This window comes from Falsiroseomonas sp. E2-1-a20 (genome assembly GCF_051433195.1).
In the GTDB taxonomy this organism is placed as follows: domain Bacteria; phylum Pseudomonadota; class Alphaproteobacteria; order Acetobacterales; family Acetobacteraceae; genus Falsiroseomonas.
In genome coordinates this window covers 107,281-131,232 of record NZ_JBHMFT010000005.1, presented here as the reverse complement: position 1 = coordinate 131,232, position 23,952 = coordinate 107,281, and the positions used below count along the sequence as shown (strand labels likewise).

At 71.7% G+C, this 23,952-nt stretch carries 27 protein-coding genes; 17 read left to right on the top strand and 10 right to left on the bottom strand.

Annotated features, from left to right (window positions below):
- The first annotated feature begins 65 nt into the window (after window positions 1-65).
- The 4 genes from ACFHPP_RS08655 (at window position 66) to ACFHPP_RS08640 (ending at window position 3,969) form a co-directional block, all read left to right on the top strand.
- Entirely contained in the window at window positions 66-1,856 is a 1,791-nt protein-coding gene (locus tag ACFHPP_RS08655; protein ID WP_437162861.1) for an IlvD/Edd family dehydratase, read from the top strand.
- A 163-nt stretch (window positions 1,857-2,019) separates the two neighbouring features.
- On the top strand, window positions 2,020-2,769 hold the full coding sequence (locus tag ACFHPP_RS08650) for an SDR family oxidoreductase (protein WP_437162860.1): 750 nt from the start codon (window positions 2,020-2,022) through the stop codon (window positions 2,767-2,769).
- Window positions 2,770-2,801: 32 nt separating this feature from the next.
- The gene (locus ACFHPP_RS08645; RefSeq protein WP_437162859.1) at window positions 2,802-3,647 is read left to right on the top strand and encodes a fumarylacetoacetate hydrolase family protein; all 846 of its coding nucleotides are present in this window, start codon (window positions 2,802-2,804) and stop codon (window positions 3,645-3,647) included.
- A complete protein-coding gene (locus ACFHPP_RS08640) occupies window positions 3,640-3,969 on the top strand; it encodes a YdhR family protein (RefSeq protein WP_437162858.1) in 330 nt (109 codons plus the stop codon). Before ACFHPP_RS08645 ends, ACFHPP_RS08640 begins: the two co-directional genes overlap by 8 nt.
- Here ACFHPP_RS08640 and ACFHPP_RS08635 read toward each other — a convergent pair.
- From ACFHPP_RS08635 to ACFHPP_RS08615, 5 genes are all read right to left on the bottom strand, one after another.
- Window positions 3,945-4,346, bottom strand: a complete 402-nt coding sequence (locus ACFHPP_RS08635; RefSeq protein ID WP_437162857.1) for a VOC family protein — start codon at window positions 4,344-4,346, stop codon at window positions 3,945-3,947. The two genes, ACFHPP_RS08640 and ACFHPP_RS08635, sit on opposite strands and share 25 nt — an antisense overlap.
- 70 nt (window positions 4,347-4,416) lie before the next feature.
- Window positions 4,417-5,238 carry a helix-turn-helix domain-containing protein gene (locus ACFHPP_RS08630; RefSeq protein ID WP_437162856.1) on the bottom strand — a complete coding sequence of 274 codons (822 nt, stop codon included), beginning with the start codon at window positions 5,236-5,238 and terminating at the stop codon, window positions 4,417-4,419.
- The gene (locus ACFHPP_RS08625) at window positions 5,235-6,770 is read right to left on the bottom strand and encodes a UxaA family hydrolase (protein ID WP_437162855.1); all 1,536 of its coding nucleotides are present in this window, start codon (window positions 6,768-6,770) and stop codon (window positions 5,235-5,237) included. Before ACFHPP_RS08625 ends, ACFHPP_RS08630 begins: the two co-directional genes overlap by 4 nt.
- A gap of 64 nt (window positions 6,771-6,834) precedes the next feature.
- Window positions 6,835-10,308, bottom strand: a complete 3,474-nt coding sequence (locus ACFHPP_RS08620; RefSeq protein WP_437162854.1) for an AAA family ATPase — start codon at window positions 10,306-10,308, stop codon at window positions 6,835-6,837.
- Window positions 10,305-11,528 (bottom strand): metallophosphoesterase family protein, encoded by a 1,224-nt coding sequence (locus ACFHPP_RS08615; protein ID WP_437162853.1) that lies wholly within the window; start codon window positions 11,526-11,528, stop codon window positions 10,305-10,307. The genes ACFHPP_RS08620 and ACFHPP_RS08615 overlap by 4 nt, the downstream gene beginning before the upstream one ends.
- A gap of 81 nt (window positions 11,529-11,609) precedes the next feature.
- Here ACFHPP_RS08615 and ACFHPP_RS08610 point away from each other — a divergent pair, with 81 nt between their 5' ends.
- From ACFHPP_RS08610 to ACFHPP_RS08585, 6 genes are all read left to right on the top strand, one after another.
- The gene (locus tag ACFHPP_RS08610) at window positions 11,610-12,359 is read left to right on the top strand and encodes an MBL fold metallo-hydrolase (protein WP_437162852.1); all 750 of its coding nucleotides are present in this window, start codon (window positions 11,610-11,612) and stop codon (window positions 12,357-12,359) included.
- Complete coding sequence (locus tag ACFHPP_RS08605) at window positions 12,356-13,009, top strand: hypothetical protein (protein WP_437162851.1); 654 nt, start codon at window positions 12,356-12,358, stop codon at window positions 13,007-13,009. Before ACFHPP_RS08610 ends, ACFHPP_RS08605 begins: the two co-directional genes overlap by 4 nt.
- Complete coding sequence (locus ACFHPP_RS08600) at window positions 13,006-13,287, top strand: DUF3297 family protein (protein ID WP_437162850.1); 282 nt, start codon at window positions 13,006-13,008, stop codon at window positions 13,285-13,287. The genes ACFHPP_RS08605 and ACFHPP_RS08600 overlap by 4 nt, the downstream gene beginning before the upstream one ends.
- 20 nt (window positions 13,288-13,307) lie before the next feature.
- Complete coding sequence (locus ACFHPP_RS08595) at window positions 13,308-13,793, top strand: YcgN family cysteine cluster protein (RefSeq protein WP_437162999.1); 486 nt, start codon at window positions 13,308-13,310, stop codon at window positions 13,791-13,793.
- 80 nt (window positions 13,794-13,873) lie between these two features.
- Entirely contained in the window at window positions 13,874-14,812 is a 939-nt protein-coding gene (locus ACFHPP_RS08590; protein ID WP_437162849.1) for a dihydrodipicolinate synthase family protein, read from the top strand.
- Complete coding sequence (locus tag ACFHPP_RS08585) at window positions 14,809-15,123, top strand: cupin domain-containing protein (protein WP_437162848.1); 315 nt, start codon at window positions 14,809-14,811, stop codon at window positions 15,121-15,123. Before ACFHPP_RS08590 ends, ACFHPP_RS08585 begins: the two co-directional genes overlap by 4 nt.
- Before the next feature lie 16 nt (window positions 15,124-15,139).
- Here the strand turns inward: ACFHPP_RS08585 and ACFHPP_RS08580 are convergent, their stop codons facing one another.
- Window positions 15,140-15,436: an alkylphosphonate utilization protein gene (locus ACFHPP_RS08580; RefSeq protein ID WP_437162847.1), complete on the bottom strand. Its 297-nt coding sequence runs from the start codon at window positions 15,434-15,436 to the stop codon at window positions 15,140-15,142.
- 109 nt (window positions 15,437-15,545) lie between these two features.
- Here ACFHPP_RS08580 and ACFHPP_RS08575 point away from each other — a divergent pair, with 109 nt between their 5' ends.
- Genes ACFHPP_RS08575 through ACFHPP_RS08565 form a run of 3 tightly spaced genes read left to right on the top strand, consistent with a single transcriptional unit; the run spans window position 15,546 to window position 17,480 of the window.
- Window positions 15,546-16,262 carry a M48 family metallopeptidase gene (locus tag ACFHPP_RS08575; protein WP_437162846.1) on the top strand — a complete coding sequence of 239 codons (717 nt, stop codon included), beginning with the start codon at window positions 15,546-15,548 and terminating at the stop codon, window positions 16,260-16,262.
- 16 nt (window positions 16,263-16,278) lie between these two features.
- Complete coding sequence (locus ACFHPP_RS08570) at window positions 16,279-17,031, top strand: SDR family NAD(P)-dependent oxidoreductase (protein WP_437162845.1); 753 nt, start codon at window positions 16,279-16,281, stop codon at window positions 17,029-17,031.
- Between the two features lie 20 nt (window positions 17,032-17,051).
- Entirely contained in the window at window positions 17,052-17,480 is a 429-nt protein-coding gene (locus ACFHPP_RS08565) for a DUF1810 domain-containing protein (RefSeq protein WP_437162844.1), read from the top strand.
- An 11-nt stretch (window positions 17,481-17,491) separates the two neighbouring features.
- On the opposite strand, the gene ACFHPP_RS08560 is transcribed toward ACFHPP_RS08565, so the two are convergent.
- From ACFHPP_RS08560 to ACFHPP_RS08550, 3 genes are read right to left on the bottom strand one after another with little or no spacing between them, the layout of a single operon-like run.
- Complete coding sequence (locus tag ACFHPP_RS08560; protein ID WP_437162843.1) at window positions 17,492-18,430, bottom strand: HpcH/HpaI aldolase/citrate lyase family protein; 939 nt, start codon at window positions 18,428-18,430, stop codon at window positions 17,492-17,494.
- Window positions 18,427-19,329, bottom strand: coding sequence for a tyrosine recombinase (locus ACFHPP_RS08555; RefSeq protein WP_437162842.1), 903 nt, complete (start codon window positions 19,327-19,329; stop codon window positions 18,427-18,429). The genes ACFHPP_RS08560 and ACFHPP_RS08555 overlap by 4 nt, the downstream gene beginning before the upstream one ends.
- Window positions 19,330-19,339: 10 nt before the next feature.
- Window positions 19,340-19,486 (bottom strand): hypothetical protein, encoded by a 147-nt coding sequence (locus tag ACFHPP_RS08550; RefSeq protein WP_437162841.1) that lies wholly within the window; start codon window positions 19,484-19,486, stop codon window positions 19,340-19,342.
- Between the two features lie 49 nt (window positions 19,487-19,535).
- On the opposite strand from ACFHPP_RS08550, the gene aroB reads away from it, so the two are divergent.
- Together aroB and ACFHPP_RS08540 are read left to right on the top strand one after the other, a co-directional pair.
- A complete protein-coding gene (gene aroB / locus ACFHPP_RS08545) occupies window positions 19,536-21,233 on the top strand; it encodes a 3-dehydroquinate synthase (RefSeq protein WP_437162840.1) in 1,698 nt (565 codons plus the stop codon).
- 65 nt (window positions 21,234-21,298) lie between these two features.
- A complete protein-coding gene (locus ACFHPP_RS08540; RefSeq protein WP_437162839.1) occupies window positions 21,299-21,877 on the top strand; it encodes a DUF2889 domain-containing protein in 579 nt (192 codons plus the stop codon).
- A gap of 1 nt (window position 21,878) precedes the next feature.
- Here ACFHPP_RS08540 and ACFHPP_RS08535 read toward each other — a convergent pair whose 3' ends face one another.
- A complete protein-coding gene (locus tag ACFHPP_RS08535; RefSeq protein WP_437162838.1) occupies window positions 21,879-22,160 on the bottom strand; it encodes a BolA family protein in 282 nt (93 codons plus the stop codon).
- A 143-nt stretch (window positions 22,161-22,303) separates the two neighbouring features.
- Between ACFHPP_RS08535 and ACFHPP_RS08530 the strand changes: the two genes are divergently transcribed.
- Window positions 22,304-22,882 carry a J domain-containing protein gene (locus ACFHPP_RS08530; protein WP_437162837.1) on the top strand — a complete coding sequence of 193 codons (579 nt, stop codon included), beginning with the start codon at window positions 22,304-22,306 and terminating at the stop codon, window positions 22,880-22,882.
- A gap of 55 nt (window positions 22,883-22,937) precedes the next feature.
- Window positions 22,938-23,948 (top strand): cobaltochelatase subunit CobS, encoded by a 1,011-nt coding sequence (cobS, locus tag ACFHPP_RS08525; RefSeq protein WP_430669694.1) that lies wholly within the window; start codon window positions 22,938-22,940, stop codon window positions 23,946-23,948.
- The last annotated feature ends 4 nt before the right edge of the window (window positions 23,949-23,952 follow it).

Sequence of the window (23,952 nt, the reverse complement as noted above, 5' to 3'; positions counted from 1 at the left end):
GGTTGACGAAAGGCCGCCGCGGCGCCTCACTCCCACCCAACGGCGACAGCCGATGGGGATACGCCATGGACGACCACGACCAGACCAAGAAGCCCTTCAAGCTGCGCAGCCAGCGCTGGTTCGACGACCCGCAGGACCCGGGGATGACCTCCCTCTATATCGAGCGGCAGTTGAACTTCGGCATGACGCGGGCGGAGCTGCAATCCGGCCGGCCGATGATCGGCATCGCCCAGACCGGGTCCGACATCTCCCCCTGCAACCGCCACCACATCGCGCTGGCGGAGCGGGTGAAGGCGGGCATCCGGGATGCCGGCGGCGTGCCGCTGGAGTTTCCGGTCCATCCGATCCAGGAGACGCTGAAGCGGCCGACGGCGTCGCTCGACCGCAACCTGCAATACCTGTCGCTGGTGGAGATCCTGCACGGCTACCCGATCGACGGCGTCGTGCTGACCACGGGCTGCGACAAGACGACGCCGGCCATGCTGATGGGCGCGGCCACCATGAATATCCCCGCCGTGGCGCTGCCGGGTGGGCCGATGCTGGATGGCTGGTGGCATGGGCGGCTCGCCGGGTCCGGCACCATCGTCTGGGAGGCGCGGAAGAAACTCGCCGCCGGCGAGATCGACTATGAGGGCTTCATCGAGATGGTGGCGGCGTCCTCCACCAGCGTCGGGCATTGCTCGACCATGGGCACGGCGCTGTCCATGAACTCGCTGGCGGAAGCCGTCGGCATGACGCTGACCGGCAGCGCGGCGATCCCCGGCCCGTACCGGCAGCGGGCGCAGATGGCCTACATGACGGGCGTGCGCGCGGTGGAGATGGTGAAGGCCAACCTGCGGCCCTCCGACGTGATGACCAAGAAGGCGTTCGAGAATGCGGTGATGGTGGCGAGTGCCATCGGCGCGTCGAGCAACTGCCCGGTGCACATGGTGGCGATCGCGCGGCACATGGGCGTGGAACACGACCTGGCCGACTGGCAGCGCGTCGGTGCCGAGGTGCCGCTGCTGGTCGATTGCCAGCCGGCCGGGCGCTTCCTGGGCGAGGCCTTCTACCGCGCCGGCGGCGTGCCGGCGGTGATGAAGGAATTGCTGGATGCCGGCATCCTGCATGGCGACGTGATGACCGTGACCGGCAAGACGGTGGCGGAGAACCTGGCGGGGCTCGGCGAGCCGGACCGGGAGGTGATCCGCAGCTTCGGCAAGCCGATGAAGGAGCATGCGGGCTTCATCGTGCTGTCGGGCAACCTGTTCGACAGCGCCGTGATGAAGATCAGCGTCATCGACAAGGAGTTCCGGGCGCGCTTCCTGTCCGAGAACCCGGATGTCTTCGAGGGCAAGGTCGCGGTGTTCGAGGGACCGGAGGACTATCACGCGCGCATCGAGGACCCCTCGCTCGGCATCGACGAGAGCACGGTGCTGGTGGTGCGGAACTGCGGCGCGGTGGGCTATCCCGGTGCCGCGGAGGTGGTGAACATGCAGCCGCCGGCGGCGCTGATCAAGCGCGGCATCATGGCGCTGCCGACGATCGGCGACGGGCGGCAGAGCGGCACGTCCGGCTCGCCCTCCATCCTCAACGTCACGCCGGAAGCTGTGGTGGGCGGTGGCCTCGCGCTGCTGAAGCACGGCGACCCGATCCGCATCGACCTGAAGGCGCGGCGCGTGGACGTACTGATCCCCGAGGCGGAGATGGCGGCGCGGCGCGCGGCCTGGACGGCGCCGGTGCTGCTGCACAAGACGCCGTGGGAGGAGATCTACCGCAGCATGGTCGGCCAGCTTGGCACCGGCGGCTGCCTGGAACCGGCGACGCTGTTCCTCAACATCCTGGAGACGCGCGGCGAAAGCCGGCACAACCATTAGCAGAAGCCCTCTCCCCCCTCTTCTGGGGGAGAGGGTTGGGTGAGGGGGATGTGCGAGGGGCCGAAGGCGTTGATCGCCTGGCGCGGCCCCCCTCACCCCACCCTCTCCCCCCGATGGGTGGAGAGGGCTTTGCAACAGGCGGGAAGAGACGAGGGTCGGGCCGATGGCAGGACGATTGGCGGGCAAGCGCTGCCTGGTGACGGCGGCGGCGCAGGGGATCGGGCGTGCCACCGCGCTCGCCTATGCGGCGGAAGGGGCGACGGTGGTCGCCACCGACAAGGATGTGGCGAAGCTTGCGGATTTGGCCGCGCCGGGGCTGACGGTGCGCGGGCTGGACGTGCTGGACGAGAAGGCCATCGCGGCGACCGTCGCGGCCATCGGCGAGATCGACATCCTGTTCAACTGCGCCGGCTTCGTGCACCAGAACACGGTGCTGACGGCGACCGATGCCGAATGGGATTTCGGCTTCGCGCTGAACGTGCGGTCCATGTGGAAGATGCTGCAGGCGGTGCTGCCGGGGATGCTCGAGCGCAAACGCGGCACCATCGTCAACATGTCGTCGGCCTGTTCCTCCATCAAGGGCGCGCCGAACCGCTTCCTGTATGGCACGACGAAGGCCGCGGTGATCGGCCTGACGAAATCCGTCGCGACGGAATACGTGACGCAGGGCATCCGCTGCAACGCGATCTGCCCCGGCACGGTGGACACGCCCAGCCTCGGCGAGCGTATTTCCGCCAATGCGGCGCAGGCCGGCAGCGAGGCCGCGGCGCGCGCCGCCTTCGTGGCGCGGCAGGCGATGGGGCGGCTCGCCACCGCCGAGGAGATGGCGGCGCTGGCGGTCTATCTCGCCAGCGACGAGAGCGCCTTCGTCACCGGCCAGGCCATCGTCATCGATGGCGGCTGGACGCTGTGATTTCCCGCGCAACCCGAGTATAGGCGTCCCCCATGAAACTCCTGCGCTATGGCCCTGCGGGTCAGGAAAAACCCGGCCTGCTGGACAACTCCGGCACCATCCGTGACCTCTCGGGCGTCGTCCCCGACCTTGCCGGCGTGGCGCTGTCCGCCGCGGGCCTGGCGCAGATCGCGGCGCTGGACCCGGCGAGCCTGCCGGCCGTGACCGGCACGCCGCGCATCGGCCCGCCGGTCGCCGGCATGAAGAACTTCGTCTGCATCGGGCTGAACTACGCCGACCATGCGGCGGAGACGGGCGCTGCGATCCCGAAGGAGCCGATCGTGTTCCTGAAGTCGCTCGGCGCGTTGTGCGGGCCGAATGACGACGTGATGATCCCGAAGGATTCGGTGAAGACCGATTGGGAAGTCGAGCTCGCCATCATCGTCGGCAGCCTCGCCAAATGCGTTTCGGAAGACACCGCGATGGAGCATGTCGCGGGCTATGCGATCTGCAACGACGTGTCCGAGCGCGAGTGGCAGATCGAGCGCGGCGGCACCTGGGACAAGGGCAAGGGCTGCGACACCTTCGGCCCGCTCGGGCCGTGGCTGGTGACGAAGGACGAGATCGCCGATCCGCAGGATCTGTCGATGACGCTGGATGTCGATGATGCGCGGATGCAGGACGGATCCTCCCGCACCATGATCTTCGGCGTGCGCCACCTGGTCTCCTACGTCTCCCACTTCATCACGCTGCATCCGGGCGACGTGATCTCCACCGGCACGCCGCCGGGCGTCGGCCTCGGCCAGAAGCCGCCGGTGTTCCTGAAGGCCGGGCAGACCATGAAGGTGGCGATCCAGGGGCTGGGCGAGCAGGTGCAGCGCACCATCCCCTATGCCTGAGGGTCCGACCGTCCTGATCTTCGACTTTCCGAATTTGGCCTTCGGGACAACGCGGACGGAGGCGTTGAAGCCGCTGGCGCAGGACATCGCCGGGCAGGCGGGATTGCTGTGGAAGATCTGGACGGAGGAACCCGCCGCCGGGCGCGCCGGCGGCGTCTACCTGTTCGAGACGCGCGCGGCGGCGGAGGCCTATCACGCCATGCACGCGGCACGGCTCGCGGCGCGTGGCGTGACGGGGATCGAGGCGACCTATCGCGGGGTGAACGAGGTGCTGACCGCGATCGATCGTGGGCCGGTTCAGGCCGGCGGTTCCGGCCAGTAGGTCCCGAAGGACCAGACCTGGCCCTGCGGGTCGCGCACGGTGAAGTCGCGGGAGCCGTAGTCGGTCTCCTCCAGCGGCCGCAGCACCTCCGCCCCGGCGGCGACGGCGCGGGCATGGGCGGCATCGGCATCCGGGGTCCGCAGGTAGATGGTGCCGGAAATGCCGCCGAGCGCGCCGGGCGGCTGACCCAGGCTGTCGGCGCGCGGCGAACCCAGCATCACCAGCCCCGAAGTGCCGTAGTGCAGTTCCGCATGGGCGATGCCGCCCTTGTCGTCGGGCACCACCAGGCCGCGGCGGAAGCCGAAGGCGCGTTCCAGCCAGTCGATCGCGGCCGGCGCATCGGCGTAGCGCAGGCAGGGGCAGAGCGGCGTGTCCATGCGGGGTCTCCTTGCCGTGGAGGTCCAAGGGTAGGCGCGGGGGCGGCGGCCGGATTGAAGAAATGTCGCCCTATTCGACGAAGCCCAGCCCATCCGGCAGCCGTCGCCGCAGCAGGTCGCCAGGCGTGAGGCCGGTGAAGGCGCGGACCTCGTGGATCAGGTGGGACTGGTCGGCATAACCAGCCTCCGCGGCGAGGGCGGCCCAGCCCTGCTCGGGCACTTCCGGCAGGCGGTCGATGACGGCACGAAAACGCTGCAGGCGCGCGGCCATCTTGGGGGTGAGGCCGGTGCGGGCGCGGAACCGCGTCACGAGGGTCTGGCGGGACCAGCCAAGTTCGCCGGCCAGCGCACCGATGGCGATGCGGCCGGCGCTGGCCTCGATGCGGCGCCAGGCCTGCGCTACCGGGTCGGCCGGAGGCGCCGTGCCGGCAAGGCGTTGCAGCAACTCGGCCTCGAGCAGGTCGAGGCAGTCGGCCGCGCCCCTGGTTTCCGCCAGGCGTTCGCCCAGGCTGGCGCCGCCCCGGCCCAACGCCTCGGGCAGCGACAGGAATGCGGCCGGGACGGCGGACAAAGGGGTTCGCAGCAGGCGTTCCGCGCCGAGCGGCGTCAGCATCACCTGCACGCCGCGCTGGCGGCCGGACATGACGCTGCGGGCGGGGGCGGGGTGCGGCCGGGCGAAGAAGCCGGCGGCGCTGGCGAAGCCGGTTTCCGCCGCGGGGTCGGGCCAGGCCACGCCGATGGGCGGGCCGAGGTTGAACAGCAGCACCGCCTCGGCGACCGGCATCTCCAATCGTCGCAGCGGTGCGTCGCGCTGTTCCTCGTAGTGCCACAACCCGCGCACCAGGCCGCGCAGCGCGGGGTGGATGGTGCGGGGGTGGAAGGCGGAGCTCACATCGTGGCGCCGATCACCCAGGGGGCGAATTCGCTGCTGCCGAAATCGTAGGTTTCGCTTTTCGTCCGCTCGCCGCTGGCCACCCGCAGCATCAGCTCGAAGATGCGCTGGCCGGCTTCCTCGATGGTCTCCTCGCCGGTGACGATGGCGCCGCAATTCACGTCCATGTCTTCCGACATGCGCTCATACATCGCGGTGTTGGTGGCGAGCTTGATGGAAGGCGCCGGCTTGCAGCCGAAGACCGATCCGCGTCCGGTGGTGAAGCAGACCAGGTTGGCGCCGCCGGCGACCTGGCCGGTGGCGGCGACGGGGTCGTAGCCGGGGGTGTCCATGAAGACGAAGCCCTTGGCGGTGACAGGCTCCGCATAGCGATAGACCTCGACCAGGTTGGTGCTGCCGGCCTTGGCCATGGCGCCGAGCGACTTCTCGAGGATCGTCGTCAGCCCGCCGGCCTTGTTGCCGGGGGAGGGGTTGGCGTTCATCTCCGCACCTTCCCGCGCCGTATACTCATCCCACCAGCGCATCAGGTCGACCAGCTTTTCGCCGACTTCCCGTGAGACGGCGCGGCGGGTCAGCAGGTGCTCGGCGCCGTAGGTCTCGGGTGTCTCGGACAGGATCACGGTGCCGCCGTGCCGCACCACGAGGTCGGAGGCCGCGCCGAGCGCCGGGTTGGCGGTGATGCCCGAATAGCCGTCCGAGCCGCCACATTGCAGGGCGACAACCAACTCACTAGCCGGCACCGGCACGCGCTGGGCGGCATTGGCCTCGGCCAGCACCTCCCGCACGAAGGCGATGCCGGCTTCCACGGTCTTCCGGGTGCCGCCCATCTCCTGGATGTCCATGGTGCGCAGCCGGCCGGCGAGGCGCTGTTCCTCCAGCAGCCCGCCGAGTTGGTTCACCTCGCATCCAAGGCCGATGGCGATGACATGGGAGAAATTCACGTGGCGCGCGAAGCCGGCCAGCGTGCGGCGCAGCAGCTTCAGCGGCTCGCCTTCCGTCATGCCGCAGCCGGTCTTGTGGGTCAGCGCCACCACGCCGTCCACGTTCGGGAAATCCGCCAGCGGGTCGTGGCCCACGAAGGGGTTGCGCTTGAAGGCATCGGCGATGAGGTCGGCGACATGGGCGGAGCAGTTCACCGAGGTGATGATGCCGATGTAGTTGCGCGTCGCGGCGCGACCATCGGGGCGCCGGAAGCCCATGAAGGTGGCGGGGGTGTTGGCGTATTGCGTCGGCCGCGTCTCGCGGCTCCAGGCATAGTCTTTGGAGAAATCGCCCATGACGCAGTTGTGGGTGTGGACCCAGTCGCCGGGCGCGATGGTCTCGGTGGCGAAGCCGATGATCTGGCCGTACCGGCGGATCTCCTCGCCCGGCGCGTGCGGGCGGATGGCGACCTTGTGGCCGGGCGGGATGCGGCGCGCGCCGACGGTGACGCCTTCGATGACGGTCGTGCCGGGGGGCAGGCCGATGCGGGCGATCAGGACGCCGTCGTCGGGCGCGAGGCGGATCACCGGGGGCTGGGTGCGGACATCCATGAAACTGTTCCTCCGTTGCCGCAGCTTAGGCCGCGTGGGGGGCAGGGCGGAAGGGCGCTGCGCCTCAGGCCGCGGCCGGCCGGGGCAGTTCCCGAACCGCCACCCCGGGCTGGCGCCGGGCGAGGTCGGCGATGTGGGCGTGGTGGGTGAAGAGGATGGTCTGGGTGGTGCGCCCGAGGCGGGCCAGCATGGCGAGCGCCAAATCCGCGCGGGCATCGTCGAAGGTCGCCAGCAGGTCGTCCGCGATGAAGGGCAGCGGCTCCGTGCCGGCCGCATGCGCCTCGACGGCCGCGACGCGGAGCGCGAGGTACAACTGGTCCCGCGTGCCTTCGCTCAGCGCCTCGACCGGGCATTCGGGGCCGCTGTCGCGCACCGCGCGCAGCGTCGTGCGGCCGGCATCGTCCTCATCCGTGGTCAGGCTGGCGTAGCGACCCTCGGTCAGCAGGGCGAAATGGCGGCTGGCGGCGCGGAGCAGCGGCGCCTGGCGTTCCGCCCGGATCCGCTCGATTCCGGCGGCCAGCAGGCTGCGGGCCAAATGCAGCCGGGCGTAGCGCTCGGCGGCCGCGCCGGCCTCGGCCAAATGGTGCCGTGCTTCCTGGGCCAGCCCGGCGGAATCATGTCCCGCCCGCATGGATTCGAGGCTCGCCTCCGCCGCCTGGCGGGCGGCACCGAGGCTGGCGAGGGAGTCGCGGAGCGCGGCCTGTTCGGCCTCGATCTGGTCGAGCCGGGCGCGGGCCTGGTCCGGATCGGCCGCCGCGGCCTCCGCGCGGAGCGTGGCCTCGTCGCCGCCATCGCCCTGGCGCAGCAATTCGGCGGATTGCAGGGCGATCTCGGCGTGCAGTGCCTCGCGCCGCGCCGCGCGCCGGATGGCCGCCTCCAGCGCCGGCAGGTCGGCGGCGCCGGCGGCCTGGCGCAGCGCGGACAGGCCGCGTTCGGCGGCGTCGTGGCGGGCGGTGGCCTCGGCCAAAGCGCGGCGGCGCTGCTGCAGGCGTTGCGCGAGGTCGGCGGCGGCCCGGCTTGCCTCGCGCGCCTCGGCCAGGCGGCGGGCCAGCCGGGCGACGGCGAGCGGCGCCGCTTCGTCCGGTCCGGCGGCACCGAGGGCGGCGAGCAGCCGGCTGGTTGTCCCGGCAAATTCGGCGACGGTGCGCTGCATGTCGGCCACCCGCGCGGCGTCGCGGTGCCAGGCGGTGGCGGCCTCCGCGACCCGGGTCCAGGCGCCGAGGGCAGATTCCAGCATCTCCGCCGAGGCTTCGGCCGGCAGGTCGAGCGCCAGGGCCGCGGGCCGCCATTCCGCCTCGAAGGCGGCAAGCTCGCCGGCGGCCAGGCTGTGGCGGGCCCTGGCGGCGTCCAGGCGCTCCGCCGCATCCGCCAGTCGGGTGGCGAGGGTCCTGTGCGCCGTCTCCGCCGCCTCGGCCTCGGCCAGCCGGTCCTGGGCTTCGGCGAGCACCCCGGCCAGGGTCGGGTCGGCCGCGCCGGCGGGCAGCAGGCCAGCGAGCCGGTCCCGTGTCGTGGCAAGTCGGCTGGCAAGTTCGTCGCGCTTCTGGCGGGCTTCCGCCTCCAGCCCGGCGAGCCGCAGGATTTCGGCATGGACGCGCCGCCATTCCGCCATGGCCGGCGGGTCCGACGGCGTGAGGCCGGCCAGGGCCCAGAGCGCCTGCCAGGCGGCTTCCGCGGCGCCGGCACGGGAATCGGCGGCGGCCTGGGCGGCCTCGGCCTCGGCGCGGCGGCCCCGGAGCAGGTCGAGGCGGGCCGATTTCGCCGCGTAGTCATTCACCCGGGCGGCGTCGTCTGCGCGGGCATCTGCCAGGCGGTCGGCGGCATCGCGCAGGTCTTCGAAGGCGTCCGGATCGGGCGGTGCGTCGGGCGCGCCGTCCTCCAGCGCGGCGCGGATCCGGCGCCAGGCCGCGTCGCGTCGGGCGCGTTCCGCGGCGATGACGGCGCGCGTCGGCACGGTCTCGCCGCGGGCCAGGTGGGCGATGGCCGCCTCCAGCTCGGCGATCTCGGCACGCAATCCGGCGGCCGCGGCCTGGGCCTGCTCGCTCTCGGCGTGGGCCGCCGCCAGATGCTGCGCGGCGGCCTCGGCGGCGGGTTGCAGCGGCAGCTTGCAGGCGGCGAGCGCCTCGGCCGTCCCGGTCCAGAGTGGCAGGGCGGCAAGGGCGGTTGCGACCCGTCCGGCCGCGACGGCGAGCGCCCGTTCCGCGGCCGCCAGTTCGCGATCGAGCGGACCCTCGCCGCGCGCGGCCTCGATGGCGCGCCGCAGCGGTGCGGAGGATGGCGGGGCGGCGGCGTCAGGGGTGGCGGCGTCGAGTCGGTCGCGGCATTCGGCATGCGCCCGGCCGGCTTGGCGCAGCGCCTCGGTGGCCTCCTCCAGCGCGGTGGCCAGGGCGGTGCGGCGGCGGATCAGGGTCTGGGCGCGGCGCCGATCCGCCGGGCTCGGCAGGGCATCGCGGACGGCTTCCGGGGTCGCGGCGGTGCCGAGTTGTGCCGCGGCCTCCAGGACCTCTGCGCGATAGCGATCCACCTCCCGCAGCACCTCCGGCAGGTCGCGGGCCGCGTTCAGGGCGGCGACGCGCTGCTCCGCCAGCAGGTCGATCTCATCCTGCAGGGCGAGCACGGCCGGGTCCTGCGGCAGGGCGTCCTGTTCCGCCGCCAGCCGCTCGGCTTCCTCCTGCTCCCGGCGCCGGTCCTCGGCGGCCTGGCGGCGTTCCTCGACCAGCGTGGCCAGGGTGGTGGCGGCGTTGGCGGGCAGGGTCGGCGCATCGGCGACCTCGGCCAGTTCGGCGCGGCTGGCGGCGAGCGCGGTCAGCAGGGGCAGGACACGGCGCAGGCGGTTGAGCCGGGCGGCCTCGGTGGCGAGCATCGAGGCCTGGCGACGATTGGCATCGACCTGCTCGTACAGCCCGTCCAGTTCCGTCTTGGCCGCCAGCCAGGCGCGGGGCTGCACGGTTGCGTCCTCCGCGGCGCGGCGCTTCTCGCTCCAGGCCTCGGTCGCGGCGGCGAGGGCGCGCCGGCCGCGGCCATCGCCATGCAGGGTCTTCGCCTCCGAATCCAGCCGGTCCAAGGCCTTGCGCAGGTTGGGCAGGCCCATGCCGGCCAGCAGGCTCTCGCCGGCTTCGCCGCCGCTGGCCAGCAGGGACAGCGCGCCGCGGCGCAGCGCATCGCCGTTCAGGCCGTAGGTCGTCTCGAACAGGTCGCGGCCGGCACCGCCGAGCAGGCGCAGCAGCGCGCCTTCGGGGACCGGGCTGTCGGCCGCATCGCGCAGCGTGTCCTTGCGGCCCTTGCGGCGGATGAAGGCGGCGCGGCTGCCGTCCTGCCCGGCGACCTCGAAGCCCAGGCGCAGCTGGGCGGTGTCGTGCAGGAAGGCGTAGGGGCTGCGCTGCGGGAAGCCGAACAGCGCGTCGCCGATGGCGGACAGGGCGGTGGATTTGCCGGCCTCGTTGGCGCCCAGCACCACGACCAGGGGGGCCTCCGGCGGGAAGTCCAGGCGGGCATCGGTGAGGTGGCCGTAGCGCAGCAACTCCAGGCGCAGCAGCCTCATCCGGCCGGCTCCGCCGCGATCGCGGCCGCGACCTCCTGCCAGGCAACCTCCGCGAGGCTGGCCAAGCCGGCTTCGTCGCTGGGCAGGTCGAGCCCCTCGCGCGCCGGCGGCGGCACCTTGCCGCGCAGCGCGGCGAAGTCGGCCAGCAGCGTGGCGACAAGCTGCGGGTCGCCGAGGCCGGCGGTGAAGGCAGCGCGCAGCGGAGCGATGGCTTCGCTGGCCGTGGCACGTGGCGGCGTGGTGCGCAAGCGCACCTTTTCGACCCACAACTCGCCGCCGGCCTCGATGGCGGCGTTGCGGCATTCCGCCGCCAGGCGCGCCGCATCGGTCGCGAGCGCGGGATGGGGCGGCGCTTCGCCGTGCAGCACCAGGCGGGCGAGCATGGGACGGTCCTCGGCGCCCGACAGCGCCTGCTGCACCGCATCGGCGATGCGTCGGGCGAGGGCCGCGTCGTCGGCCGCGGTTGCATCGACCTCCAGCAGGGCCCAGCGCAGCGTGTCGACGGCGCGGTGTTCCACGGCGACGATGCGGCGATCCTCCACCGTGACCAGGGAGCAACCCTTGGCCCCGGTCTCCCGGATGTGGCGGCCCTGGAGGTTGCCGGGGAAGACGATCCAGGGGCGCTGCTGGATCACCTGGCGCGCGTGGATGTGGCCGAGCGCCCAGTAGTCGTAGCCCTTCAGGGCCAGCCGGCCGGGCTCGCAGGGGGCGTAGGTTTCGTGCTCGCCGGGGTCGTTGGCGGAGGTGTGCAGCAGGCCGATGTTCAGGAAGCCGGGCAGCGGGTCGCAATAGCCCTCCGAGATGTCCTCCGGCACCGCGCGGTTCGGGAAGGAATGGCCGTGCAGGGCGATGCCGAGTTCGCCAAGCTCGTGGCTGGTGCAGCTGCGGGTGGAGAATTCGCGGACGTTGGGCGGCAGCGACAAATCCTTGGTGATGATGGACTTCGCATCATGGTTGCCGCGCAGCAGGAAGCAGGGGCGCGCCAGGCGCTTCATCTGCTCGGCAAAGAACAGGCCGGTCGAGAAATCCTTCCAGTCGCCATCGTACAGGTCGCCGGCGATGAGGAGGAAAGCGACATCCTCGGCGATGGCCAGGTCGACCAGGGCGGCGAAGGCGCGGCGGGTGCAGCCGCGCAGCAGTCCGGGCGGCAGGTCGGCCCGCGCGTGCAACCCGGCCAGGGGGCTGTCCAGGTGGATGTCGGCGGCGTGCAGGAACTTCATGGGCGGTGACACCCAGGATCGGCCGGCTTGGCGGCCGGCGCAACCCCGCTACTGTGCAGGGAGGGCAAGGGGTGGGCGCGCATGTATACGCTGGACGTGCTGGTGCAGGGCTATCCCGGCAAATCCGTCTGCCACGGCGCGCTCGGCTGGAGCACCATCGCGCTGTTGCGCGGCGAGGGCCGGGTGGCGCTGGTCGATGTCGGGTCCTTCAACATCCGGCCGGAACTGGCGAAGCAATTGGCGGCCCGCGGCGTGCGGCGGGAGGATGTGACGGACATCCTGCTGACCCACGCGCATTGGGACCACAGCGTGAACGCGCCGCTGTTCCCCAACGCCACCGTCTGGATCGGCGCGGCGGAGCTGGCCTGGGCGGAAGCCGAGCCGTGGGATTTCAACGCGCTGCCGGAGCTGCATGTGCGGGAGCTCGCCAGCAATCCAAGAACGCGGCGGATCGTGGCGGGGGATGAGCCGCTGCCGGGCGTGCATGCCATCGCGGCGCCGGGGCATACGCCCGGGTGCCTCGCCTTCTACATGGCGGCGAACGACCCGCCGGTGATCTTCAGCGGCGACGCGGCGAAGAACCGGGCGGAGATGCTGTCCATGGCCGCCGACATGACGATGGATGCCGCCGCCTCCGAATCCTCGATGGCCGGCATCTGGTCGCTGTGGCGGGCGGTGCCGGGGACGCTGCTGGTGCCGGGGCATGACCTGACCATGCGGCTGGATGCGGAAGGCCGCCCGGAATATTGCGGGCAGCGCCAGGCGGCGGTGCGGTCCTGGTTCAGCGAAGACCTGGCCGTGACCACCGACTTCGACCTGACGGCGCCTTGAGCGGATCAGCGCGCGCCTGGGTACGGCTGCCCTCCGGCCGGCGGCTGGACCTGCTGGCGCCGACGCCCTTCGACTGGACGGACGAGGACCTGGCGATCGGCCTGGCGCGAACGTTTCGGTGGGGCGGGCACTCGGTCTGGCCGGGGGCACCGCTGTCCGTCGCGCAGCATTCGCTGGCGGTGCTGGCGCTGCGGCGGCGGGCCAGGCCGGCGCCCCGGCGGGCCGAGGCGTTGCGCGAGTTGCTGCACGATGCGGAGGAGGGGCTGACGAATTTCGACTGCATCTCCCCGCTGAAGCCCTTCCTCGGGCCGGGCTTCATGGCGTTGCAGGACCGCCTGGCGTCCGTGGTGGCGCAACGCTACGCGCTGGCGCCGTGGGATGCGGAGGGGAAAAAGCTGCACAAGCGGCTGGACGTGGCGATGGCGGCGGCGGAGGCGGTGCATGTGGCCGGCTGGTCGCGGGCCGAGGTGCGGGCCGTGCTCGGCATCCGGGCGCGGGTGATGGAGGCGGACCCGCTGGCGGCGGCTTTCGGCGGCGTGCCCTGGCAGCCCTGGCCGCCGGAACTCGCCGCCCAACGCTTCCTCGATGCGCTGCGCGGATTGCAGGAACCCTTGGCAGCGCGGCCCGGCGCGACTACCACCCCCGCATGAGCGAAGATTCTGCATCTCCCCAGGCTGCCTCCGAGACGCTGCCCGACCGCCTGTCGGTCAACCCGGGCAGCCCGCACTACCAGGAGGCGCTGCTGGCGCGCGGCGTCGGCATTCGCTTCAACGGCACCGAGAAGACGAATGTCGAGGAATACTGCGTCAGCGAAGGCTGGGTGCGGGTGTCCGTCGGCAAGGCGGTGGACCGCCGCGGGCAGCCGCTGACCCTGAAGCTGAAGGGCACGGTCGAGCCCTATTTCCGGGATGTGGCGCCGGAGGCGTGAGCTCGACTAGCCTGCCCGCCATGGCGGCCCCCGAGCCTTTCTGGCGCACCAAGACCCTCGGCGCGATGACGCGGCCGGAATGGGAAAGCCTGTGCGATGGCTGCGGCCGCTGCTGCCTGCACAAGCTGCGCGACGAGGAGACGGAGGCGCTGCGCTGGACCAACGTGGCCTGCCGGCTGCTGGACGGGCAGAGCTGCCAGTGCCGCAACTACGCGAACCGCAAGGCGGTGGTGCCGGACTGCGTGAAGCTGACGCCGGCCAAGGTGGCCTCGATCGACTGGCTGCCGCCGACCTGCGCCTATCGCCTGCTGGCCGAGGGCCGAGACCTGCCCTGGTGGCACCCGCTGGTGTCGGGCGATCCGGAGACGGTGCACCAGGCCGGGGTTTCCGTGCGCGGCCGCGTGGTGGCCGAGCGCGAGGCCGGCGCGCTGGAGGAGAACACGGTCGCCTGGCCCGGCGGCTGGCCGAAGGCGGCCCGCCCCATGCCACGCCTGAGGCGTGCCTGAAGACCACACGCCTGAGGCGTGCCTGAAGACCACACGCCTGAGGCGTGCCTGAAAACCAATCGAGGGAAGGAGACCCGACCATGAAGGACGCGCTTTTCGGCGGCATCAATGCGGCGGCGCTGACCGCCATGACGGCGGATTTCGCGCCGGACCTTGAACGCTACGCCGGGCACTGCAAGTGGCTGCTGGCGAATGGCTGCAACGGCCTCGGCATCCTCGGCACCACCGGCGAGGCGAACAGCTTCGGCTTCGATGAGCGGAAGAACATCCTGGAAGGCATCGTGGCGCGCGGCGTGCCGGCCACGGCGCTGATGCCGGGCACCGGCTGCGCCAGCCTGACGGATACCGTGGAACTGACGAAGCACGCGAAGGCGCAGGGCTGCCGCGGCGTGCTGGTGCTGCCGCCCTTCTACTACAAGGCGCCGTCGGATGACGGGCTGTTCGCCTACTTCTCCGAGGTCATCCAGCGGGTTGGCGGCGGGATTGCCATCTACCTGTACCACTTCCCGCAGCAATCCGCGGTGCCGTTCAGCCTGGACCTGATCGGGCGGCTGTTGAAGGCCTACCCGGGCGCCATCAAGGGCGTGAAGGATTCGTCGGGCGACTACGCCAACATGAAGGCGATGATCGACCATTTCGCCAAGGACGGGTTCGAGGTCTATTCGGGCTCCGACGAGTACATCCAGAAGATCCTGGCCGAGGGCGGCGCGGGCTGCATCACCGCGGCGTCGAACGTCAACGCCCGCTTCGGCGCCATCGTCTACAAGCACCGCACCGGGCCGGAAGCGGATGCGGCGCAGCTTGTGCTGAACGCGACGCGCAAGGCGGCCACGTCCTCGCCGCTGATCCCCGGGCTGCGGGAGATCATCGCGCGCAGCACCGGCGATGCCGCCTGGCGCAACATCCGCCCGCCGCACCTGCCGCTGTCGGCGGAAGCCGGGCAGAAGGCGTGGGACAACATGCAGGCGACCGGCGCGCTGCCGCTGGCCGGCCTGTCCATGGCGAAGGCCGCGGAGTGAGCACGCCGCTGACCTGCCGGGCGCCGGCGATCGGCACGGTGCAGCAGGATGATGCGATGGTCCGCGTCACGCGCTGGGATTTCGATCCCGGCGCGGAGACCGGCTGGCACCGGCATGGCTGGGGCTATGTCGTGATCCCCGTCACCGACGGGACGCTGCTGCTGGAACTGCCTGGCGGCGCGACGGCGAACGCCACGCTGACGGCGGGCGTGTCCTACACCCGCGATCCGGGCGTGGAGCACAACGTCGTCAATGCGGGGACGGCGAAGCTGTCCTTTGTCGAGGTGGAACTGAAGGCGGTGGCCGGCTGACGCGCCGGGCGGCGGGTCAGCGCTTGCGGACGAACTCCGTCCGAAGCACGAGGCCCTTGATGCTGTCGTGGCGGCAGTCGATTTCCTCCGGGTTGTCCGTCAGGCGGATCGACCGGATGACGGTGCCCTGCTTCAGGGTCTGGTTCGCACCCTTCACCTTCAAATCCTTGATGAGGGTGACGGAATCGCCATCGGCCAGCGCGTTACCGGCCGCGTCGCGGATCTCCGGCCGGTCGGGGCTGGCAGGTGCGGTGACTTCGCCCGCCGGCCGCCATTCGCCGGTCGCTTCGGGGTAGATGTAGTCGTTGTTCATGGCCGGTCTCCGCTGCGCCGGCCTTCTCCGGCACCTGGAGGGTTGCGGCAAGGGCGCCGGGCCGCCCGCACCGTTGAATCGCCTGGCACGGCTGGGCCATGGTCCTGGAATGCAACTGCCCGAGTCGGAAATCATCGCGCTGCCGGGAGCCTTGGCGCCGCACGGCCAGTGCCGGGTGCGTTGGCGGCCCTCGGCGCGGGCCCGGCGCGTGTCGCTGCGCATCTGCCCGCGCGAGGGCGCGGTGGTGATCGTCCTGCCGCCACGCGCCTCGCGGCGGGCCGGGCTGGCGCTGTTGCGGGAACATGGGCCCTGGGTGCTCGAACGCCTCGCGGCGCTGGCCCCGGCGCTGCCCTTCGTTGCGGGCGGCAGCCTGCCGATCGGGGGGCGGGCGCATCTCATCCGGCACGAGCCTGCGGCGCGCGGCGGCGCCTTCCTGCGGGACGGGGCGCTGGTGGTGACGGGTGGGGCGGAGTTCGTGGCGCGCCGCGTCGCGGATTTCCTGCGGGCGGAGGCGGCGCGGCGCGTCGGTGCGCTGGCCGCCGGCCATGCCGCCATGCTGGGCGTGACGCCGCGGGCGATCCGGCTGAAGGATACGCGCAGCCGCTGGGGCAGTTGCGCGCGGGATGGCACGCTTGCCTTCTCCTGGCGCCTGGTGATGGCGCCGGGCTGGGTGCTGGACTACGTCGTGGCGCATGAGGTGGCGCATCTGCGGGAGATGAACCACTCGGCGCGGTTCTGGGCGCAGGTGGCGCGGCTTTCGCCGCATCGCGAGGCGGCCGTGGCCTGGCTGCGGGCGCATGGGCCGACGCTGCTGCGGGCCGGATAGATCAGGGAGACACTGCATGCCCATCGCCTTCGTCACCGGCGCGACCGCCGGCTTCGGCCTCGCCATCGCGCGCCGCTTCGCCGCCGATGGCTGGAACATCGTGGCCGCCGGGCGGCGGGAGGATCGGCTGGAGGGGCTGGTCGCCGAACTCGGCGCGGATCGCTGCCACCCGGTCGTGCTGGATGTGCGGGACCGGGCGGCGGTGGCGGCGGCGGTGGATGCGCTGCCGGCCGCCTTCGCGGCGATCGACCTGCTGGTGAACAATGCCGGCCTGGCACTCGGCCTGGCGCCGGCGCAGGGCGCGGACCTGGATGACTGGGACGCGATGGTCGACACGAACTGCAAGGGACTGATGTACGTGACGCGCGCCGTGCTGCCGGGGATGGTGGCGCGCAACCGCGGGCACGTGGTGAATATCGGCTCGACGGCCGGCGAATTCCCCTATCCCGGCGGCAACGTCTACGGCGCGAGCAAGGCCTTCGTGCGCCATTTCAGCCTCAACCTGCGCGCCGACCTGTTCGGGACCGCGGTGCGGGTGACGGAGATCGAGCCGGGGCTGGTCGGCGGCACGGAATTCAGCGCGGTGCGCTTCAAGGGCGACGCGGAGAAGGCGGCGGCACCCTATGCCGGGGCGGATGCGCTGACGCCGGACGATATCGCCGCTGCCGTGCATTGGGTGGCGAGCCGTCCGGCGCGGGTCAACGTCAACATCCTGCAGGTCATGCCGGTGGCGCAGAGCTTCGGGCCGCTGCGCGTGCACAAGGCCTGATCGAGGGCAGGCGGCGCGGCATGACGGACCGCTTCCAGCTCGACCGCTTCGTGCAGGCCCAAGACCTCGTGATCGCGGTGGTGCGGCGCGAGCTTCGCGAGGGCCGGAAGCGCAGCCATTGGATGTGGTTCGTCTTTCCGCAGTTGCGCGCCCTCGGGCACAGCGCCACCGCGCAGCACTACGGCATCGCCTCGCTCGCCGAGGCGCAGGCCTTCATGGCGCATCCCGTCCTGGGGCCGCGGCTGGTCGCGTGCGCGGAGTTGGTGCTCGCGATCGAAGGCCGGTCGGCCACCGAGATATTCGGCAGCCCCGATGACCTGAAGCTGCGCTCCTCCATGACGCTGTTCGCCGCGGCACGCCCCGAGGCCAGCGTCTTCGCCGAGGTGCTCCGGCGGTACTTCGACGGCGCGCCCGATCCACGGACGACGGAGTTGCTCGCCGCGGGCTGAAGGCGCCGCGGTCAGATCCGCTCGGCCTTGGCGACCATCGCCTCGGCCTGGCGGATGGAGGCGATGTCGAGCAGCCGGCCATCCAGTGCGACCGCGGCGCGGCCTTCCTTGCGGCCGGCTTCCATGGCGGCGAGGACGCGGCGGGCTTGGGCGATCTCCGCTTCGCCGGGCTGGAAGGCGGCATTGAGGGTGGCGACCTGGCCTGGATGGATCGCCATCTTGCCCTCCGCGCCGAGGGCACGGGCGCGGCGCGTGGCGGCTTCCAGGCCCTCCATGTCGCGGAAATCGCCGTAGGGGCCATCGATGGGACGCAGCCCGGCGGCACGCGCGGCGGTGATGACGCGGGCGAGGGCGAAGTGCCAGGGGTCGAGCAGGCCCGCCGTGGTGGCGTAGTCCGGGTTCAGCCCGCCGATCGCGGTGGTGCGCATGCCGAGGCTGGCCGCCAGGTCGGCGACGCCCAGGTGCAGGCTCTCGGTGCGGGGGGAGGCGGTGGCGATCGCCTCGACATTCGCCAGGCCCTTGGCGGTCTCGATCACCAGGCCGAGGCCGACGCGGCGGGCGCGGTTGGCATTGGCCTCGATCTGGCTGGCCAGCAGGTCCACCGCGAAGGGCTCGCGCGGGTCGCCGATCTTGGGGACCATGATGATGTCGAGCCGGTCGCCGCCCACCGCCAGCAGGGCGATCAGGTCCTTGTAGAAATGCGGCGTGTCCAGGCCGTTGACGCGGACGGCCAGGATCTTGCGGCCCCAGTCCAGGTCGCGCACCGCGGCCACGGCATTGGCGCGGGCGCGGTCCTTCTCGGCTTCCGGCACGCTGTCCTCGAGGTCGAGGAAGACGGCATCGGCGGCGCCGGCGGCGGCCTTCGGGAACAGCTCCGGCCGGATGGCGGGCACGGCCAGTTCGCTGCGGTGCAGGCGGGCCTTAGGGGAAGACGTTGGAGAGATGGTCATGCGGCGTGCTCCTGGGTGGACAGCGGATGAAAATCCTCGACCAGGCGTTGCAGCCGTTCCTCGAGCACCTTCGTGTAGATCTGCGTGGTGGCGATATCCGCATGGCCGAGCAGGATCTGCAGGCTGCGCAGGTCGGCGTCGTTGGCCAGCAGGTGCGAGGCGAAGGAATGCCGCAGCACATGCGGGCTGACCCGCGCGGGGTCCAGCCCGGCGGCCAGCGCCGCGTCCTTCAGGATCAGGCCGATGGTCTGGCGGGTGACATGCCCGCCGGCGGCGCGGGAGGGGAACAGCCAGCGCGATGTCCGTTCCGGCTCCGGCCGGGCCTCCGCGGCGGCCAGCACGGCGGCCCGGGCGCGGGCGGAGATCGGCACCAGCCTTTCCTTGTTGCCCTTGCCGCGCACGGCGATGAGCGGCGCATCCGGCCGCAGCGCGCCGGAGGGCAGCGACACCAGTTCGCTGACCCGCAGGCCGCTGCTGTACAGCAACTCCACCAGCGCCACCGCGAAGGGGCCACGCGCACCGGACAGCCGGGCGGCGCCCTCGACCAGCGCGGTGATCTCCGATTCGGCAAGCGGCTTCGGCAGGCTGGCGGGCAGGCGCGGGCCTTCCTGGCGCTCCGTCGGGTCATCCGTGCGCAGGCCTTCCTGCACCAGGAAGCGGAAGAACTGGCGCAGGGCGGAGAGGCGCCGTGCGGCGGTGCGGGCGGCGAGGCCGCTGTCGGTCAGGTTGCGGAGATAGGCCTGGAGGGCGCCGGCATCGGCGGTCAGCGGGGTCAGGCCGCGCGGCGTGCTCCAGGCGCTGAAATCCGCCAGGTCGTTGGCATAGGCGGCGATGGTGTTGCGCGCGGCGCCGCGTTCGGCGGCCAGCATTTCCAGGAACGCCTCCGCATGACGATCCATGGCGGGCGGGTCAGCGCGTGCCGAAGCGCTCGGCCGGGACGGTGCGTTCCACCGGCTGCGGCGCGACGGAGGGCGGGAAGGCGCCGAGCACCAGCAGGCCCAGGACCAGCACCGCCAGGATGACGCCGACCAGCAGAAGCAGGGGGTGACGGAACATCGGCTGGGCGGATCCTCGCGCGGGCCGGGCTGTGCTAGCCTTGGTCACCGTGTCACGCAACTCCGCCCTGCCGGCCTGGACCACCCCGGACGCCGCCCCCGACCTCCTCGCCCCACCGCGCCGCAGCGTGGTGCTGGTGGGCATGCCCGGCTGTGGCAAATCCTCCATCGGACGGCGGCTTGCCACCAAACTGGGCCTGCCTTTCGTCGATGCGGATACCGAGATCGAGGCGGCGGCGGGGCTGCCGATCACGGAAATCTTCACACGTTATGGCGAGCCGCATTTCCGCGACGGCGAAAGGCGGGTGATCGCCCGGCTGCTGGCCGGGCCGCCGCTGGTGCTGGCGACGGGCGGCGGCGCCTTCACCGATGCCCGGACGCGGGCGGCGGTCGCAGGCTCCGGCGCCGTGGCGGTGTGGCTGCGCTGTTCGCTGCCGGTGCTGCTGCGCCGGGTGGCGGGGCGGGAGCACCGGCCGTTGTTTCTCAACCGGGACCCGCGGGAGGTGCTGGAGCGCCTGATGACCGTGCGGCACCCCACCTTCGCGGAGGCGAGCGTCATCGTGGACTGCACCGACGAACCGCCGGAGACGACGACCCGGCGGGTGATGGAGGCGCTGGCCGGCTACCGCGCCCCCGCCCGCCTGCCGGTGCGCCTCGCCGAGCGCAGCTATGACATCCTGGTGGGGGAGGGCCTGCTGACGCGCGCCGGGTCGCTGATGGCGCCGGTGCTGCCGGCCCGGCGGGTGGTGGTGGTGACCGACCAGTCCGTGGCGCCGCTGCACCTGCCGTCGCTGCGCGCCGGGCTGGAGAGTGCGGGGGTGGAGGTGCTGGCGGTGGTCGAGGTGCCGCCCGGCGAGGCCAGCAAATCCTTCGCCCAGTTCGAGCGGGTGGTGGAGGCGGCGCTGGCGTCGGGGGCCGACCGGCGCACCGCGATCGTGGCCTTGGGCGGCGGCGTGGTCGGCGACCTGGCCGGATTCGCCGCGGCCGCGGCGCTGCGCGGGCTGCCCTTCATCCAGGTGCCGACGACGCTGCTGGCGCAGGTGGACAGCTCGGTCGGGGGCAAGACCGGGATCAACCTGGCGCTTGGCAAGAACCTGGTCGGTGCCTTTCATCAGCCGCTGCTGGTGCTGGCCGATACCGGCGTGCTGGCGACGCTGCCGGTGCGGGAATTGCGCGCGGGCTATGCCGAGGTCGCCAAGCATGGGCTGTTGCAGGGCGCGCTTTGGGACTGGTGCGAGGCGGAGGGCGCGCGGGCGGTGGCCGACGACCCGGTGGCGCTGGCCCATGCGGTGCTGGAATCCTGCCGGCTGAAGGCGGGCGTGGTGGCGGCGGATGAGCGGGAGGAAAGTGCCGAGGGCGGCCGCGCCCTGCTGAATCTCGGCCACACCTTCGGCCACGCGCTGGAAGCCGAGTGCGGCTATGGCGGCACGCTGCTGCATGGGGAGGCGGTGGCGGTGGGCCTCGGCCTTGCGGCGTCGCTGTCCGCGCGGCTCGGCCATTGCGCGCAGGAACTGCCGGGGCGGGTGATGGCGCATTTGCAGGACTGTGGGCTGCCGGCGCGGATTGGCGACCTGCCACGCGGCTTCTCGGCGGCGGCGCTGATGGGGCGGATGCGCAAGGACAAGAAGGTGCGCGACGGCGCCATGCGTTTCGTGCTGCTGCGCGGGCCGGGCGAGGCCTTCACGACCGCCGATGTGCCGCCACAGGCGGTGGAGTCGCTGCTGCGCGACGAGGGCTGCCACGAATAGACGCTGCGTGGTGGCGCGTGCCATACCGGGATGCCGCACCGCACCATATCCGGGGGACCCACCCGATGCCGCTCTCCGATCCCCCCTCGCCGCGCACGAAGCTGCACCGCCGCCAGATCACCATGGATGGCTTTCAGCGCGAGGACGGGCTGTTCGACATCGAGGCGCACCTCGTCGACACGAAATCCTACCCCTTCGAGAACATGGACCGCGGCACCATCACCCCGGGGGAACCGCTGCACGGCATGTGGGTGCGGCTGACGGTGGATGAGGCGATGGTGATCCGCGCCTGCGAGGCGGTGTCCGACCACACGCCCTACGACATCTGTCCGCAGGCGGCGCCGAATTTCGCCGCGCTGGCCGGCGTGGTGATCGGGCCAGGGTTCAACCGGGCGGTGAAGGAGCGGGTCGGCGGCGTGATGGGCTGCACGCATCTGCGGGAGGTGCTGGCGCAGATGGCGACGGTCGCCCACCAGACCATCGCGCCGGTGCGCTGGCGGCGCGCGCGTCTGGCGCGCGAAGCGGCGATCGCGGCAGGAGAGCAGGTGGCACCAGCCCCGCGCAGCCTGCCGCTCGGCACCTGCCTGGCCTATGCGCCGGACAGCCCGGTGGTGCGGCGGCACATGGCTACGGGTGGCGGCTGAATCAGCCGCGCGCCGCTTCGTCCGGCGTCAGCAGGCGCAATGACAGGGCGTGCAGGCCGGTTTCGAGTTCCTCCGCCAGCGCCTCATGCACGGCCCGGTACCGGGCGACGCGCGACCGGCCGGCGAAGGCCGGGGAGACGAGGCGCACGCTGTAATGCGTCTCCCCGCCCGGCCGGGCACCGGAATGCCCGGCATGCTGGGCGCTGTCGTCGGTGACGGAGACCTCGGCCGGCGCGAAGCGCTCGGTCAGGCGGGCGGTGATGCGGGTGGCGCGGTTCGGCATGGTGTCCCCCTGGATGTGGGGGTTGTTCCAGGCTTTGCGAGGCTCCGCCAGGGCATGGCGCGCTTGCCCCGCTGCGCCTTGCGCCGCCCGGATGTGGCGACCATAACGACCGGATGGCGCGACGAGGCGACCGCATCGGATCAATGACCGCGGAGCCGGAGGCGCCGGTGCGGCCTTGCGAGCAGCCGGGATGTGCCGAACCCGGCGCCTTCCGCGCACCGCGCGATCGCAAGACCCTGAATGAATATCGCTGGTTCTGCCTGGAGCATGTCCGCGCCTACAATCGCGCCTGGGACTACTACAAGGGCATGACGCCGGGCGAGATCGAGCGCCACCTGCGCGAGGACACCGGCTGGCAGCGGCCGACCTGGCCGCTCGGCCGGCTGGGTGGCGCGAACCCCTTCGACCCGGAGGTGCTGCGCGATCCGCTCGGCGTGCTCGGCGATACACCGCTGCACCAGCAGCGTCGTGCGAAACAGCCGCGAGCGGATGAGCCGCCGGCCGAACTGCGGGCGGCGCTGGACGTTCTGGGGCTGGGCTGGCCGATTGACTCCCTGGCCTTGCGGTCCCGCTACAAGGAACTCGCCAAGCGCTTCCATCCGGATGCCAATGGCGGCGACCGCCAGGCGGAGGAACGGTTGAAGGACATCAACCGCGCCTACAGCCTGGTCCGCCGCAAGCTGCCGGGCAAGGGATCGCCCGCAGTTGCACCTGCCGGGTAGCCCTGCCCGCCGCGCCGCCCTAGGATCACAACCGATGTCACAGCCGGATCGAGAGATGAACAAGGTGGCCAGCCTCGCCGAGATCAACCCAACTTCCGCGATCGACATGCCGGATACGCAGGTCGCCGTGCGCGATGCCTTCGGCTTCGAGTCCGACATGGTGGTGCCGGCCTTCAGCCGCCGCACCGAACATGTGCCGGAGGTGGACGACACCTACCGCTTCGACCGCGACACCACGCTGGCCATCCTGGCCGGCTTCGCCTTCAACCGGCGCGTGATGGTGCAGGGCTACCACGGCACCGGCAAGTCGACGCATATCGAGCAGGTGGCGGCGCGGCTGAACTGGCCCTGCATCCGGGTGAACCTGGACAGCCACATTTCCCGCATCGACCTGATCGGGAAGGACGCCATCGTCCTGAAGGACGGCAAGCAGATCACGGAGTTCCGTGAAGGCATCCTGCCCTGGGCGCTGCAGCACCCCTGCGCGCTGGTGTTCGACGAATACGATGCCGGCCGACCTGACGTGATGTTCGTGATCCAGCGCATCCTGGAGGTCGAGGGCAAGCTGACGTTGCTCGACCAGAACAAGGTGATCCGCCCGCACCCGATGTTCCGCCTGTTCGCCACCGCGAACACCGTGGGCCTCGGCGACACCACGGGCCTGTATCATGGCACGCAGCAGATCAACCAGGGCCAGATGGACCGCTGGAACATCGTCGCGACCCTGAACTACCTGCCGCATGCGCAGGAGACGTCGATCGTCATGGCCAAGCTCGGCTGGGACGAGAAGGACGCGAAGATGAAGCGGCAGACGGAGGCGATGGTGGCGCTGGCCGACCTGACCCGCGCCGGCTTCATCGCCGGCGACATCTCCACCGTGATGTCGCCGCGCACCGTCATCACCTGGGCCGAGAATGCACGCATCTTCGGCGACATCGGCTTCGCCTTCCGCATGACCTTCCTGAACAAGTGCGATGAGGCGGAGCGCGGCACGGTGGCGGAATACTACCAGCGCTGCTTCAACGAGGAACTGTCCACCGGCAGCCTGCTGCGCAAGGCGGGGTAGAAAC

What these genes read in the sequence shown, in the direction of transcription:
- ACFHPP_RS08655 (WP_437162861.1), top strand. Translation starts at nt 66, where the DNA reads ATGGACGACCACGACCAGACCAAGAAGCCCTTCAAGCTGCGCAGCCAG.
- ACFHPP_RS08650 (WP_437162860.1), top strand. Translation starts at nt 2,020, where the DNA reads ATGGCAGGACGATTGGCGGGCAAGCGCTGCCTGGTGACGGCGGCGGCG.
- ACFHPP_RS08645 (WP_437162859.1), top strand. Translation starts at nt 2,802, where the DNA reads ATGAAACTCCTGCGCTATGGCCCTGCGGGTCAGGAAAAACCCGGCCTG.
- ACFHPP_RS08640 (WP_437162858.1), top strand. Translation starts at nt 3,640, where the DNA reads ATGCCTGAGGGTCCGACCGTCCTGATCTTCGACTTTCCGAATTTGGCC.
- ACFHPP_RS08635 (WP_437162857.1), bottom strand. Translation starts at nt 4,346, where the DNA reads ATGGACACGCCGCTCTGCCCCTGCCTGCGCTACGCCGATGCGCCGGCC.
- ACFHPP_RS08625 (WP_437162855.1), bottom strand. Translation starts at nt 6,770, where the DNA reads ATGGATGTCCGCACCCAGCCCCCGGTGATCCGCCTCGCGCCCGACGAC.
- ACFHPP_RS08620 (WP_437162854.1), bottom strand. Translation starts at nt 10,308, where the DNA reads ATGAGGCTGCTGCGCCTGGAGTTGCTGCGCTACGGCCACCTCACCGAT.
- ACFHPP_RS08615 (WP_437162853.1), bottom strand. Translation starts at nt 11,528, where the DNA reads ATGAAGTTCCTGCACGCCGCCGACATCCACCTGGACAGCCCCCTGGCC.
- ACFHPP_RS08610 (WP_437162852.1), top strand. Translation starts at nt 11,610, where the DNA reads ATGTATACGCTGGACGTGCTGGTGCAGGGCTATCCCGGCAAATCCGTC.
- ACFHPP_RS08600 (WP_437162850.1), top strand. Translation starts at nt 13,006, where the DNA reads ATGAGCGAAGATTCTGCATCTCCCCAGGCTGCCTCCGAGACGCTGCCC.
- ACFHPP_RS08595 (WP_437162999.1), top strand. Translation starts at nt 13,308, where the DNA reads ATGGCGGCCCCCGAGCCTTTCTGGCGCACCAAGACCCTCGGCGCGATG.
- ACFHPP_RS08590 (WP_437162849.1), top strand. Translation starts at nt 13,874, where the DNA reads ATGAAGGACGCGCTTTTCGGCGGCATCAATGCGGCGGCGCTGACCGCC.
- ACFHPP_RS08580 (WP_437162847.1), bottom strand. Translation starts at nt 15,436, where the DNA reads ATGAACAACGACTACATCTACCCCGAAGCGACCGGCGAATGGCGGCCG.
- ACFHPP_RS08575 (WP_437162846.1), top strand. Translation starts at nt 15,546, where the DNA reads ATGCAACTGCCCGAGTCGGAAATCATCGCGCTGCCGGGAGCCTTGGCG.
- ACFHPP_RS08570 (WP_437162845.1), top strand. Translation starts at nt 16,279, where the DNA reads ATGCCCATCGCCTTCGTCACCGGCGCGACCGCCGGCTTCGGCCTCGCC.
- ACFHPP_RS08565 (WP_437162844.1), top strand. Translation starts at nt 17,052, where the DNA reads ATGACGGACCGCTTCCAGCTCGACCGCTTCGTGCAGGCCCAAGACCTC.
- ACFHPP_RS08560 (WP_437162843.1), bottom strand. Translation starts at nt 18,430, where the DNA reads ATGACCATCTCTCCAACGTCTTCCCCTAAGGCCCGCCTGCACCGCAGC.
- ACFHPP_RS08555 (WP_437162842.1), bottom strand. Translation starts at nt 19,329, where the DNA reads ATGGATCGTCATGCGGAGGCGTTCCTGGAAATGCTGGCCGCCGAACGC.
- ACFHPP_RS08550 (WP_437162841.1), bottom strand. Translation starts at nt 19,486, where the DNA reads ATGTTCCGTCACCCCCTGCTTCTGCTGGTCGGCGTCATCCTGGCGGTG.
- ACFHPP_RS08540 (WP_437162839.1), top strand. Translation starts at nt 21,299, where the DNA reads ATGCCGCTCTCCGATCCCCCCTCGCCGCGCACGAAGCTGCACCGCCGC.
- ACFHPP_RS08535 (WP_437162838.1), bottom strand. Translation starts at nt 22,160, where the DNA reads ATGCCGAACCGCGCCACCCGCATCACCGCCCGCCTGACCGAGCGCTTC.
- ACFHPP_RS08530 (WP_437162837.1), top strand. Translation starts at nt 22,304, where the DNA reads ATGACCGCGGAGCCGGAGGCGCCGGTGCGGCCTTGCGAGCAGCCGGGA.
- cobS (WP_430669694.1), top strand. Translation starts at nt 22,938, where the DNA reads ATGAACAAGGTGGCCAGCCTCGCCGAGATCAACCCAACTTCCGCGATC.